The organism is Mesorhizobium sp. B2-3-13 (genome assembly GCF_006442195.1).
GTDB classification, from domain to species: domain Bacteria; phylum Pseudomonadota; class Alphaproteobacteria; order Rhizobiales; family Rhizobiaceae; genus Mesorhizobium; species Mesorhizobium salmacidum.
Genome location: NZ_VFVQ01000016.1, coordinates 64,731 through 77,597, shown reverse-complemented (window position 1 = coordinate 77,597; position 12,867 = coordinate 64,731). Strand labels below are relative to the sequence as shown.

The 12,867-nt window shown below is 61.3% G+C and carries 14 protein-coding genes and 1 pseudogene; 1 reads left to right on the top strand and 14 read right to left on the bottom strand.

What is annotated here, in order from left to right:
* Positions 1 to 322: 322 nt before the first annotated feature.
* From FJ941_RS19550 to FJ941_RS19515, 8 genes and pseudogenes are all read right to left on the bottom strand, one after another.
* Positions 323 to 895 (bottom strand): SMC-Scp complex subunit ScpB, encoded by a 573-nt coding sequence (locus FJ941_RS19550; RefSeq protein ID WP_140508196.1) that lies wholly within the window; start codon positions 893 to 895, stop codon positions 323 to 325.
* A 100-nt stretch (positions 896 to 995) separates the two neighbouring features.
* Positions 996 to 1,731, bottom strand: a pseudogene (locus tag FJ941_RS19545) (DUF1403 family protein).
* 374 nt (positions 1,732 to 2,105) lie between these two features.
* On the bottom strand, positions 2,106 to 2,579 hold the full coding sequence (locus FJ941_RS29490) for a helix-turn-helix transcriptional regulator (protein ID WP_348640751.1): 474 nt from the start codon (positions 2,577 to 2,579) through the stop codon (positions 2,106 to 2,108).
* A 74-nt stretch (positions 2,580 to 2,653) separates the two neighbouring features.
* Positions 2,654 to 3,907 (bottom strand): CapA family protein, encoded by a 1,254-nt coding sequence (locus FJ941_RS19535; protein ID WP_140508098.1) that lies wholly within the window; start codon positions 3,905 to 3,907, stop codon positions 2,654 to 2,656.
* Between the two features lie 78 nt (positions 3,908 to 3,985).
* Positions 3,986 to 4,828: a transporter substrate-binding domain-containing protein gene (locus tag FJ941_RS19530; RefSeq protein WP_140508194.1), complete on the bottom strand. Its 843-nt coding sequence runs from the start codon at positions 4,826 to 4,828 to the stop codon at positions 3,986 to 3,988.
* 59 nt (positions 4,829 to 4,887) lie between these two features.
* Complete coding sequence (locus FJ941_RS19525; RefSeq protein WP_140508096.1) at positions 4,888 to 5,637, bottom strand: ABC transporter permease subunit; 750 nt, start codon at positions 5,635 to 5,637, stop codon at positions 4,888 to 4,890.
* A 12-nt stretch (positions 5,638 to 5,649) separates the two neighbouring features.
* Positions 5,650 to 6,309 (bottom strand): ABC transporter permease subunit, encoded by a 660-nt coding sequence (locus tag FJ941_RS19520; RefSeq protein ID WP_140508094.1) that lies wholly within the window; start codon positions 6,307 to 6,309, stop codon positions 5,650 to 5,652.
* 309 nt (positions 6,310 to 6,618) lie between these two features.
* Entirely contained in the window at positions 6,619 to 6,855 is a 237-nt protein-coding gene (locus tag FJ941_RS19515) for a helix-turn-helix domain-containing protein (protein WP_140508092.1), read from the bottom strand.
* 203 nt (positions 6,856 to 7,058) lie between these two features.
* On the opposite strand from FJ941_RS19515, the gene FJ941_RS19510 reads away from it, so the two are divergent.
* Complete coding sequence (locus tag FJ941_RS19510; protein ID WP_140508091.1) at positions 7,059 to 8,024, top strand: LysR family transcriptional regulator; 966 nt, start codon at positions 7,059 to 7,061, stop codon at positions 8,022 to 8,024.
* Positions 8,025 to 8,034: 10 nt separating this feature from the next.
* On the opposite strand, the gene FJ941_RS19505 is transcribed toward FJ941_RS19510, so the two are convergent.
* The 6 genes from FJ941_RS19505 to trbK-alt are packed head-to-tail and all read right to left on the bottom strand — an operon-like array spanning position 8,035 to position 12,856.
* On the bottom strand, positions 8,035 to 8,259 hold the full coding sequence (locus tag FJ941_RS19505; RefSeq protein ID WP_140508089.1) for a DUF2274 domain-containing protein: 225 nt from the start codon (positions 8,257 to 8,259) through the stop codon (positions 8,035 to 8,037).
* Between the two features lies 1 nt (position 8,260).
* Entirely contained in the window at positions 8,261 to 9,403 is a 1,143-nt protein-coding gene (locus tag FJ941_RS19500; protein WP_140508087.1) for a TrbI/VirB10 family protein, read from the bottom strand.
* Positions 9,400 to 10,461, bottom strand: a complete 1,062-nt coding sequence (gene trbG, locus FJ941_RS19495) for a P-type conjugative transfer protein TrbG (protein WP_140508085.1) — start codon at positions 10,459 to 10,461, stop codon at positions 9,400 to 9,402. The genes FJ941_RS19500 and trbG overlap by 4 nt, the downstream gene beginning before the upstream one ends.
* Positions 10,458 to 11,147 (bottom strand): conjugal transfer protein TrbF, encoded by a 690-nt coding sequence (gene trbF / locus FJ941_RS19490; RefSeq protein ID WP_140508084.1) that lies wholly within the window; start codon positions 11,145 to 11,147, stop codon positions 10,458 to 10,460. Before trbF ends, trbG begins: the two co-directional genes overlap by 4 nt.
* A 3-nt stretch (positions 11,148 to 11,150) precedes the next feature.
* On the bottom strand, positions 11,151 to 12,527 hold the full coding sequence (gene trbL / locus FJ941_RS19485) for a P-type conjugative transfer protein TrbL (protein WP_140508082.1): 1,377 nt from the start codon (positions 12,525 to 12,527) through the stop codon (positions 11,151 to 11,153).
* A 2-nt stretch (positions 12,528 to 12,529) separates the two neighbouring features.
* Positions 12,530 to 12,856: a putative entry exclusion protein TrbK-alt gene (gene trbK-alt, locus FJ941_RS19480; RefSeq protein ID WP_140508080.1), complete on the bottom strand. Its 327-nt coding sequence runs from the start codon at positions 12,854 to 12,856 to the stop codon at positions 12,530 to 12,532.
* Positions 12,857 to 12,867 lie beyond the last annotated feature (11 nt).

Here is a 12,867-nt window from a genome sequence, read left to right as displayed (position 1 = left end):
CACTTCGTGCAGACCCTCAGGGTTCGAAAGCAGAATGTCTTTGACGGCACCGCTGGCGGTCTTACTCTCAATCTGGCCAGGTGGCGTTCCTTCGCGGGAATCAGGTGACGTTGAACATCACCAGCCTGCCATGACCGCCCTCTCTCAGCGAATTTGCAGAACTCTCAGCACACTACCGGTCAAAGCGTTGTAGGTCCGTCCAGAGCGAGTTCGGAAACCTGCAAATCTCACTCAAGCCGTATAGGATTGGCCCGCTCGAAAGCACACTGCAATAGCTCCCGAGACCAGGCACACAACAGAAGTCCTCATGGTCCTCCCCAACCTATCCCTCATCCCGATCGGAAAACTCACGCATGATGTCGCCAGCCAGCAGCTTTTCCTTCGACAGCAGCCCGGCGTCCTCAAGCGCCTCGAAATCCGGCAGCTGGCGCAGCGTGTCGAGCCCGAACTGCGACAGAAAGTTCTCGGTCGTCACGTAGGTGTAGGGCGCTCCCGGCTGCGGGCTGCGCGGCCCCGAGGCGATCAGGTCCTGCGCGCGCAGCACGCCGATCAGATCGCGTGACACCTCCTTGCCGAAGAAGGAAGACAGCTCGCCACGCGTGATCGGCTGGAAATAGGCAATGCACATCAGCACGAGAGCCTCCGCCTGCGATAATTCCTTCGCCTCCTGCCCAGCCGAGCCAAATGCACTGCGGATGACATTCCCAAAGACCTTTTTGGTCCGATGCTGCCAGCCGCCGGCGACCGACACCAGCTCGTAGGGGCGACCGGCGAGCTCAACACGGATGTCGTCGATGATCAGCTCGATATTGCAGTTCTTTCCCACCACCCGTGCGAGGACACTACGTGTCACCGGTTCGCTGGCGGAAAAGATCACTGCTTCGACGCGGCCCATCCACTCGCGCCAGCGCAGTTCCGGCGGCAGGTGCTCGAGCTCCGTGTCCAGCAACGCGGGCTGATCGTTTGCTTGCGGCGGGCGGACGATTGGCTCATCGCTAAAGCCCAAATAGCCGGAACGATGACCGCCCCGACAGCTCGCGCACGGCGTCGAGGTGTTGCAGCCGCTCGAACAGCCGCCGCGCCGCGAAGCGCGACAGGTTCTTTGTCACCAGCGATCCGGCGACGGCATCCTCATTCAGGAGCAAGAAAACCACGTCGCCGGCGCCCTTGGCGCGCAGTTTCGGCGAAATGGCGAGGAGTTTTTCGGCTCGACGCGACAGCTCGCTGGCCAGCCGGCAAGCCTCCGCCGTCGCTTGAACCAGCGCCAGGCAAACCGCCCGCTCAAAACCCTGTTGCCCGGGTCGGATGCGCTTGCCACCGGGCTGGTGCGAAAGGCCGGGCCAAAAGCCTGCGCCATCAGCAGCGGCAACGGCCGCGGCCAGCGCAGGCTTTGCGCCAGCACCAGGTCGGCCAGCCACCAGGCGAACAGCTCGGCATCGGGGCGCATGGCGACGTAAGCGGCAATCGCCGCGGCGGCAAATGGCGCCGGCCGCTGCGACCCCGCGACTTCCTCGATCTTCATCCTGAGATCGGCGAGAGCCTTATCATCCCAGGCGAGCCCGAGCATCTCGGCCACTTTTGCCAGCCGATCGGCGCTGACCGCCGGCTTCAGCCCATCTGGCGCCAGGCGCCAAAAATGGCGCCGGCGGGACCTGGATCGGCGCCGACCGGGCAAAGCTGCCAGGCGTCGCGCAGGCCGGCTTCATCTTCGGCGCGGCCGGCGAGCGGCACGCTGGCAGCGGCGCGAGCGCCCAGGCCGGAAGGAAGGGCGGCGCAGCGAGGCTGGCGGTCGCGGGGTCGAGGCGAATCATGTGTTTGGAGGGTAAATCGCCCGTGCGCTTTTGGCGATGATTTTCGCCGGAAAACGCACAGCCTGTCGCGCAACCAAAACGAATGATAATGCTACCTTATCAGACATTTAGTCACGCTAGCACTTGTATCAGTGAGAGTTCTATATTGGCGCTAACAGACGAAGTGTCTGTTTTATGGGGCCTCCGAAGGGACTATTTGGCTGAATGGAGGTGCAAAGCGCACGATCGGCGTAGGCGAACTGTACCCCAACCGGCGGTCAAACCATTTTGCGTTTGGCCGGCACCAGTTCGCTGTCAGTCTGCCTGCTCTTCATCGTATTGGGGGACGGTCCATTCTTCCCCGATTGCGGCGACAAGAGCGGACACGCGGGTACGCACCCGCGGAGGAAGTCGAACAAGACGCTCGATCAGGCGTCGACCTTCTGCGCTGGCAATGAAACCAATGCGCTCATCGGTTCGTAGACGTGAAGCCTCAAGGCCGCTCTCACCATGGTCCGGGAGGCCTTCGAAAAAACGACTAGCGGGGACGCCCAGCGACTTGCCAATCTCGTAGATCATGGACGCGCTCACCCGGTTCCTAGCGTTCTCGTATTTTTGGAGCTGTTGGATGCTGACGCCTATCGATCGGGCAAGCTGAGCCTGCGTTACGTCCGACAGCACGCGAACCGTCGCGATCTGTCTACCGACGTGAAGATCAGCGGGGTGAGGGTCACGCCCGATCTTTGGCTTTGGCGCCGCCCGGGACGGGCTAGTGCGTTTCGGCTTCAACAACTCCGTCGATGCTCCAACAGGTCATTGGGTAGAAAATCCTTCGCGGTCGGTTCTGGGTCTTTGTGTCGATGTCAGCCGAATTTTCGTGCAGGCGGCACTGCTATCCTGCCTGAGAATTCGGATATTTCGATCCCGGTACCGAAGGCACGCGAACGGCTTGCGAACCCCTCGAGAATATCTCGCGCCACGTGTCCGGCGGCGGCGACGGGAACCAATTTGCCCGTTTCGGATCCTGTGCGCTCATTTATCTCGCCGATCAGGACGGGCAGAAGGTCGATGCCTTCAAGGTCTCCATTCGCCTCATAGCGGCAAGCAGCGACAATGCTCTGCCAGACTTCCGGAGGATCCCACTCGCCCTCGTCCGGATGGACATGAAAGAGGAAATTTCCGAGACCGTAGAAGACTGGCGAGCCATTGTAGATCTCGACCGCCTGCAAGACGGGGGCGCCGTGACTAACAAAAAGGTTTGCACCGGCGTCAATGCATGTGCGAGCAAAGGCCTGCACCCAGTGCGGTACATCCTGCCAACCCGGTTCCCAATGATGATGGTGCAGGTAGGCGATGACGAAATCGCCTTGTGCTGCCGCCTGACGGATGGCGGACAAATGGATGCTCGCGCTTGCCTGATCGACTTCGACTATGCGGCCGAAGTTGGCAGCTTGGGTAAATACGGTGCCGTAGAAATTGAGCTCCCTGTCGCTCGCCACCTCCGGCGGATCCTCCGGCTGCGCATAATTGGTCAGTTCGAAGGGAGAGCTTTGCAAATGACCCCCAAGCCGTGCCAATCGCCTGAAATGCCCGTCAGGCACCCCGATTTTCCGAACGGTCTTGAGCCGGTTGACGCCAGGGCGAGCCGGACGAAAGGCCGTGTGGTTCTCGGCATACATACTGGACGGACCGGGACCGGCATCGATCGCAAGAAGGGCGACGTCGCGTTTACCTAGCTGGCGGCGGCCCGGTTTGCGGGCGTCGGTCGCATCGACCCCGATGCCCGCATGCAGGAAGCCACGCGCTTGCACTTCCTCTAGCGTAGAGAGAACGCCGCCAGCACCGAGATCGAACGCGTGGTTGTTCGCCAAGGCAAGCGCGTTGAAACCGATATCCTGCAATGCATCCAGCACCTCAGCCCTAGAATAGCCGAAATACCTGCCCTTGGTCGGCCAACCACCATGTTTGCCGAGGATCGTCGACTCGAAATTGGTGAAGACGACGTCACCCTGCTGCAAGAAGCGTCCAACCGCCGCGAACCGTTCGTCTTGAACATGACGGATGTCATGCGTGATCAATGATTGGCCGGTTACGACCGCGCAAAATGGGTCTTTCATGGAACTCGCCTTGTGGTCGTGAAGGGTCGGGCGCCGGCACTCGGCCAGCACACATCGAAGTCGCCGCAGATCGCCGGGCTATTTTGGCAAGTCCGGAGAAATGTCCGTCTTGAACCACTTCAGGCTCAACGCCTTGATGGTGCCATCCTTGGTGGCAGCGTCGAGCGCCGCATTGAACTTAGTGAGCAATTGGGTATCCTCTTTGCGCATGCCGGCGCCCACACCCGGACCCCAGAGACCACCGTTCAGCTCCGGTCCGAAAAATACCGCAACCGACCCTCCAGGCGCCTCCAGGAAATCGCGCCATGTGAAATAGTCGGCGAGGCCGCCGTCGACGCGCCCCGCGGTAAGGTCGAGCTTCAAATTGTCGAGACTGTCATAGCTGCGAATGGTCACGACATCACCGAGGAGTTGTTTCACAACAGCCTCGGAGTTCGATGAACGAAGGACACCAATGGCTTTGCCGCTAAGGGTCGACCTGAGCCGCTCGATGGTTGCCTTCTCCTTGTTTCCGACTGAGGAAAGGTTGACCTTCTCGTTGGTGTCGCCGGCATCGAGCCCAAGCTCTTTGCGGACAACGAACTGGTTGTAGCCGCTGGCGTACGGGCTGGAGAATGCGATCTGCCGCTTGCGCTTCTCGGTAATCGCCATCCCGGACATGATGACGTCGTATTTCCCGACCAGCAGCGCGGGAATGATCCCGTCCCAATCCTGCGCCACGAAGCTGCATTTGATTTTGATGCGATTACACAATTCGAGACCGACGTCGACGTCGTAGCCGTAAAGCTTGCCATTCGCGTCTGTCCCGTCCCACGGCGGCGACGCCCCTTCGGTGGCGATAGATATCGTTCGCTCGCTTTCGGCACGTGTCGGGAAGGCTGCGAGCAAGGACGCGACAGAAATGGCAATAGCCAGGGGCATGCGCACGGGACACCTCTTTGTTTGGGTTTGGATGGGAAGCCAGCCTTAAGGCTGCGGCGTCACGGCACGAGTGTCGTGATCTCGTGGTGAGGCGAGATCGGACGGAGCCGCGCCTTACGTCTTTGCTTTGGAGTGCCTTCGTTCGAAAGCCGTCGTTCCAGAAACTGGGTGGCTTTCACGGCGAGCGTCGTGAGCGCGAGATAGATCGCTCCCGCTACGATGAAGATCTCGTAGGGCGCGAAGGTGGCTGACACCATCTGTCGCGCCATGCCGGTTATCTCGAGCAGCGTTACCGTGCTTGCCAGCGACGAGCCCTTGATCATCCCCACGACCTCGTTTCCGTAAGCCGGGAGCGAAATCCGGAAAGCGATCGGAAAGGTCACAAGACGGGCGATCTGCAAACGTTTCAGGCCAAGCGCCCTGGCGGCCTCAATGATACCGTTCGGCACGGATTGGAGACCACGGCACAGGATTTCGGTGGTGTGCGCCGCGCTGTTCAGCGAAAAGGTGAACAGCGCACACCAGAGAGGGTCTTTAAGAACCACCCAGAAGACACTGGCGCGGACCGCCTCGATCTGGCTCAAACCATAATAGAGCAAGAAGAGCTGAACGAGCATGGGCGTTCCGCGGATGACATAGGTATAGGCCAGAACCGCGAAAGAGAGGCTCGGGCGTCCAAACGCGCGGGCGAACGCCAGCGGCACCGACAGAAGAAATCCTGCCGTCAGTGACAGGACCGTCAGGATCAAAGTCAGACCGATGCCTGAGGGCAGAACCAGGAGGGCGTCGAACATCAAACCGAAGTTCATAGGGTTGCCCTTCTATCGACCGAATGCAGGATAGCGCCGCTCCGCGAAGCGGATCGACAGCAGGGTGATCGTCGTCAGGGAGAGATAGAAAGCGGATGCCGCAAGGTAGAAGGTCAACGGCGCGCGCAAGGATCCGGCGCCGACATAGGCAACGCGCATGATGTCGGTAAGGCCCACGACGGAGACCAGCGCCGTATCCTTGAAAAGCGATATCCAAAGATTGCCATAGGCGGGCAGCGCCAGCCTCAACATCTGCGGACCAACGATGAACAACCACCGCTGCCAGGAATTCAGGCCAAGCGACTTCGCTGCTTCGATTTGCCCCGCTGGCACCGCCGCGATCGCACCGCGGAAGACTTCGGTCGCATAGCCGCTGAAGACAACAGTCAGCGCGATGACCCCTGCCGCGAAAGCGCTCACCTCCACATACCTGCCCGCGAGTTTGCTTGCGAAGGTGGTCCCGCCGAAGTAGATGAGCAAGATTATGAGGAGTTCTGGAACGCCCCGCACCACTGTCGTGTAAGCCGTCACGACACTTCTGAAACGGGCTGCAGGCGTGCCTTTCGAGATGGCCAACAGCAGGCCGAACGCGGTGCCGAGGAAGCCACTAACAAGAGCAAGGCCTACGGTAACCATGAAGGCGGCAGCAAATTGAGCAGCAAAACCGCTCATGAGACTCTTCCATCAATGCGCAATTTCGCAATGTGTCCCGCGCCTGTCCGCACGGCACATCTACGGTTGATGACCAGAGATTGCGAAATCTGCTAAGGGATATCTTGCAACAATTTTGCAGGATTTCGCCTAGATTACCGAGCTATCCCGTTCATTCAATCTATAATTTTCAGAATTTTAGCGATAACGATGGATTATAGATGCGCCCTTTACCACGTCAGCAACTTCGGCCGACGGATGCGCCACGGAGCTTGTGCAAGTGCCTCGTCGTGTTTTTCTGAGGCAATCCTGGCCCTGCTAATTGGACGGTTAGGCCTGAGGATCTAGAAGCCGCACACCCTCGCCCTTTTGACCAGCGGACAAGAATTCAACGCCAGCTTTTGTTAGAGCCGCCTCAATGGCCTGCAAAGTGCTGATCCGGGAATCCACCTTGCCATTTTCCAACCGGGTCAGCGCATTCAGCGACACGATTGCTTTGTCTGCAAGCTCCTGCTGCGACCAACCAAGCAAAGCGCGCGCGGCTCGAATCTGTCGTGGACTGACCATGAGTCCACAATCGGCAGGCTGATATTCTTTGCCACATATAGGGTTATTTTATGCCTTGTTAGGTGTATCAATTGCCTTGTACGATCTCGAAGCCAAAGACTCGTACGCGAAGTTGATTTCGCCGACGAAGACCGAATGAGTGCGTGGAATAGAGCGTTGTCGGCTCGCCAACGAGTTAGATGCGAACCTATAAAGGGCGCAAAATGGAGTTGCTGCAAAGCGGTCTGAAGCTCCGACAATTGCAGGTCTTTCGTCAGGTATTGCGGACCGGATCGACGAGGCAGGCGGCTGCTGCGCTCGGGATAAGCCAACCTGCGGTCAGCCAGCACGTGAAGCAGCTCGAGGCCGCTCTCGGCATCGCTCTTTTTGAAAGGTCAACCAATCGCATCATTCCATCGAGGAAGGCATGGGAGCTCCTGCGCAACGTGGAATTGGCCTTAACTTCCATGGACCGCCTGGAAGCATCAATTTTCGCGATAAAGAACGATGAGAAGCATCGGATCGCCATTGCCGCACCCGCCGTCTTCGGTTTCGTGACATTGCCGAAGGTCGTTGCGACAATCCGTTCGAAGACGGCTTCGAGTGTCCGGTCAATTTCGGGAAACTACGAACAGGTAGGTGAGCATATCCTGTCGGGGCGGGCAGATCTTGGAATCTCGAGGTTGCCGTTGGATCCCCGGCTGTTTGAATGGGCACCGATCGGCTCGGCACGCAATGTGTGCATCTTCCACCCCAAGCACCGTTTCTCAACAAAATTATGTGTCGAAGCGCACGACCTGGAGGGGGAAAAGATTGTCGACATCGACCCTCAATTTGCGTCGCATCAGATGAACTTCAACGCGCTGCGCTTTGCTGGGGTCGAGCCGGACATCCTGGTGGAATACGATTGCAATGGTTACGAGGTCGGCTTCGTCTCGGCCGGCCTCGGTGTTTCGATTACCAACGAAATCATCGCTCGCGAATATGCGGCGTTCGAACTGGACGCAAAGCCGGTGGAGCCCTCGGCGCTCTATCACTACGTTGCGGTCTGGCAGAAAGGCAGGGTCTTTTCCAACGTGTTGGAAGTCTCTCTTGGGGCGATCCTCTCCGCCTTTCATCCGGTAGCGCAAAGCGCACCGACCGTTCTCCCGATACACGCCGCGGCCCGCGGTGCTGATCGTCCCTCTTAGCGGCTCCGGATTAATCCTTCCGCTCATGCTTGGCCTTCGCGAAACCGCGATCCGTCGCGATGAAGCGCTCAAGCATGGGCACGATCAAGCGTAGGGGATCGGTGGCGGATTTCCCCGCTTCGCGTCCAAGGATTTCGGCATATCTGGTTAGGTCGCGATGCAGCGGTGCCGGTAGCTCGACTGTGACTTTGACAGGTTTATCCTCGGCAATGGGGCCGAGTTTCAGCTTGGTCATTTCAGCCTCCGTAAGGTTCGAGCACGAGATCGCGGGTGACGAGAACGCGCACGGGAAAACCCGGACGAATGTTGAGTGTCGGCGCTATCTGGAGCTGGCGCTGGACGATCTGCTGGCCGACCTGGCTGACACTCTCGGAAGCGCCACTGCGCAGTGCGCGCACGATGTCGCTCTCCTGGCCTGACGAGCCAGCCTCCGCTCCCACGCTGAGGATGGTGGAGAGTGCAGCAGCCTTGATCAACTCGCCCCAGTGATAGTCGACGCCATCCTCGAGACCGGCATAGCCCTGCGCATCCGCGCCGGGCTGACGCTCCAAAACAATCGAACGGCCATTGGGGAAGATCAGCCTGCTCCAGACAAGCAGCACACGGCGCTGCCCGAAACCAACGCCGCTGTCATATTCGCCGATGACACGTGTCCCTTGGGGGATAAGCAGCGCCCTTCCCGTCGGACTGTCGTAGATGCTCTCGGTCACCTGAGCGGTAATCTGACCGGGCAGGTCGGAGCGGATCCCGGTGATGAGAGCTGCCGGAATAACCGCTCCGGCCTGAAGCACATAGGGCGATGCCGGTGGCAGGACATGGTCGGGCGCCACGGTGCGGCGGTCAGCGGCCACATTCAGGAAGGCAAGGTGGCGATCCTGCGCCGTCTGTCCGGCAGGTTCCAGACCGGCAAGGTTCGGTGTCGCGATACTGCCAGGCGGTTCGGCCGTGGCTCCGGCTCTCGCCGCTGTCTGGAAGAAGACCTGCGATGTTCGAGCTGCATCCTCTTCGGCTCGCCGGCGTTGTTCTGCCTCGTCAACAGTGGGCGTCGCGGTAGTCGGCGTGACAACGGACTGCCCCTTATTCTGGGCCTCGAGAATCGGGCGGCCGAGATCTCCGGGCAGCGGCGGTCCAAGGATCGGGCCGGTATAGTCGCGTGGCAGGCCAGCCAAGCCATCTGCCGGCTGGCGGTTGGAGGTCGAATAGAGCTCCTCGCGCTGCGTGCCTCTATCGTGAGTCTGAAGCGCGTAAATCAGCGCGCCGCCGATGCCAAGCGATGCGACGAAGCCGATGCCGGCAAGCACCTTGCGCGACAGGCGGGTCACTCGCGGCGGCTCGGCGCGAAGCCGCATCGGCGCAGTGGCGGTCTCGTTCTCGCTCATGACTGCTCCCCTCCCCTTTGCCTCGGTGCGATCTTGCGCTTCGGCGCGGCACTCAAGCCCGGGATCCACGATAGACGGCTTGTCCTCGTGCCATCGATGCGGACGATCCTGACAGTCTGTTGCCGTTTGCCGCTGCCAAGGCGCAATTCGGCCGCGCCGAACAAGCGGTCGACGATCAGGATGTTTTGATAGACCCGGCCGTTGGTGATCTCAGCCTCGCCGTCCGGGCCGATGACGAAGATCGGCGGCATCTCGCCCTGCACGACACCGCCCGGAAACTCAACGTAGACGCGTCGGCCATCGTCATAGACCGTGACGGGCTTCCAGGGCGGTGTGTCACCGGCGAGACCATAGCGGTAATTGCGCGCGGCGACGTCCGGGATGATCGGTGCCTCGGGAGCGGCCTGTCGCCGGCTGCCGGGCTGGGTCGGATATGCCCATGCCACGGCGGGCATGTAGAGCTTCTCGTCCGCTCGCAGTTCGATCATGTAGCTGCGACGGTCGGTGGTGATGACAAGATTGGTGGTGATGTCGGGACGCGAAGGCTTGACCAGCACATGGACGCGCCGAGTCACGCCCGACCCGCTTTCGGTGTCGCCGATGATCCAGCGCGCGGTGTCGCCCGCCGCGATTGGGCCTGTGCCAGTCAGGCTCTCTCCCGGCTCCAGTGAGATGTCCGCTATCTTCCCCGGTGCCGCATAGACCTGGTAAAGCGCCCCTTCGCTCCATGGATAGACCTGTATGGCGTTGTAATAGCCCTCGCGCCGCGGCTGGACGCGTGCGGCAGCGTTGGCGTTCTCGACACGCGCAGCCGGTGTGTCGGCTGCGGCGCCACCGCGCGAAGCCGCCCAGCCTGGTGGAATGTGCGGTGGTTTCGGACTCTGATCGATCGTGACAGCCGGAATGGACGGCAACGGCGGCACGTTGGTGTCATAGGCGATCTGCGGCGGCTTATCCGGTGTGGCGCAGCCCGTGAGCAAGGCCCCCGAAATCAAAACCGCGCGGAGTGCGCACCCACGCGGAGTCGGGATGGCGGTGACAGGCACAACGCGGCTCATTGGCTCATCTCCCGCGACCAGTTGATGGCATTGACGTAGATACCGAGTGGATTGGCCCGAAGCCGTTCGGCGTCGCTTTGCGGCTGGACGACGATCGTCAGGATCGCGGTCCAGTGCTCGGTGGTGGAGAGCTTGCCGTTTTCGTAGCGGCGCTCGGTCCAGGCGGCGCGAAAAGAATCCGGTGAGGCGCGAATGACCGAGGAGACCTCGACAGCGACCTGCTGCTTGCCCACCTTGGAGAAGGGTTCACTGCCGCGAGCATATTCGTTGAGCACCGCAGCGCCCTGGTCAGTTGCCCACTCATAGGCCCGTAGCCAGTTTTGTCGCACGATGATCGGATCGGCCGGGATTGAGCGGACCTGCTCGATGAAGCGGGCGAGATGCCACGCGATTTGCGGATCGGTCGGCTTGTAGTCGGCGTTCGCGGGCGCGACCGCCTGTGCCTGTCCGAGCGCATCGACCTGGACCACCCACGGCACCACCGTGCCTCGGCCTAACTGCCAGACAAGGGAGCCCGCGAGGCCCGCCGAGAGGATCAGCGATCCGAAGGCCATGGTGCGCCAGTTCCTGGCCTGCACGCGGGCAGAGCCGATGCGTTCATCCCAGACTTGCGCTGCCCTTCGATAGGGCGTCTCCGGTTGCGGTGTCTTGCCGTAGTGAACGGCGGGCCGTCGAAAGATGTTCATTGGTCACTTGCCTTCCGAGAGAGAAATGGAGGTTCCGCTGCCATGGGCATCGCCGGCGCGCACGGCGTGGGCAGTCGTCTGGACGCCATGGGAGAGTTGCTGGGATCGCTGCATGCGCTTGGCCCAGTCAGGCGGGTTCCTTGCCGCGGCGGCGACTTCGCTGCCGCGGCCGGAAGACGGACCGCCGGCAGACCCGGCATCGCCTCCGACCGTTCCGAGGGTCGATGATCCACCGGTGGCCTCGAAGGCAGAATTGCCCCCGGAAGCGAAGCTTGAATTCATCGATTGGTTGGCGCGCGCGGCCGCTCGCTTAAGCGGCGAAGCGGCGGCCGAAACGCCAGCGCTTGCAACGCCGCTCAGCCCTGAGGCGACGCCCACGGCGCCCGCCTGGCCGGCGGAGCCGAGCGTATAGGCAGTCGATGCACTGCCTGCGAGGAACGAGCCGCCTCGCGCTGTGGAAGCCGCTCCGGAGAACGCGGCCGCTCCGCCCCGCATTGCAAGGGCGGTAGCGCCACCGGCGACGAGCGCCGTGCCGCCAGCGGCGAGACCGGTGCCGACAGCGGCGCCCGCACCAAGCTGCGGTCCGCCAGAGACGAGACCGTTGGCAATGCCCGGACCGAAGATGCCGAGGCCAAGCAGTGACAGGGCCGCCAGCACGATCGCCATGGCTTGATCGATGGTAGGGTTCTCGCCGCCGAAGCCTTGGGTAAACTCGCTGAAGAGCGTCGAGCCGATGCCGATGATCACCGCAAGCACAAGCACCTTGATGCCGGATGAGATGACGTTGCCGAGCACGCGTTCGGCCATGAAGGCTGTCTTGCCGAAGAGGCCGAAGGGGATGAGGACGAAGCCAGCCAGCGTCGACAGCTTGAATTCGATGAGCGTGACGAAGAGCTGCACCGCCAGGATGAAGAAGGCGAGGAGCACGAGCGCCCAGGCAAAGAGCAGGCAGGCGATCTGAATGAAATTCTCGAAGAAGGACACATAGCCCATCAGGCCCGAGATCGCCTCAAGCAGGGGTCGTCCCGCATCGAGGCCGGTCTGCGCCACCTTGCCGGGGCGAAGCAGGTCCTGGACTGTGAAGCCGGTACCGCTCGCCTTCAGGCCGAGCCCGGAAAAGCTTTCGAAGACGATCCGGGCAAGGCTGTTCCAATTGGAAATCAGGTAGGCGAAGACGCCAACGAACAGCGTCTTCTTGACCATCCGCGCTAGGATGTCGTCGTCCGCGCCCCAGCTCCAGAAGAGAGCGGCAAGCGTCACATCAATGACAATCAGCGTGGTGGCGACGAAGGCGACTTCGCCGCCGAGCAGGCCAAAGCCGCTGTCGATGTAGCGGGTGAAGGTGCCCAGGAATTGATCGATGACGCCAGTATCGCCCATGCTTATCGCGCCCCCTGCGACGCCGCATCTGGCAATTGCGGTGCGGCGGTCTCTGGCGTAGGACGCGCAAATGGTGACTTGAGACCGAGGAACCGGTCGCGCTGCTGCGCCCACAAACGCAAGCAGCCGCCGTCGCGCAAAGCAGCCCCACCGAGGATCTGGCAGCGGCGAAGACCTTCGCGGAGCGAGTTTGGCGACAAAGTGGCCGGCGCCTCGGGAGCGGCCCTAACCGACTTTTCCTCCTTTCTGGCCAACTCGACCGCGGCCGCCGTGACGGCGATCGCGACGAAGATGACAGCGGCGAGGCGAGCGAGTGACTTGCCATCCATGAGGGTGAGCC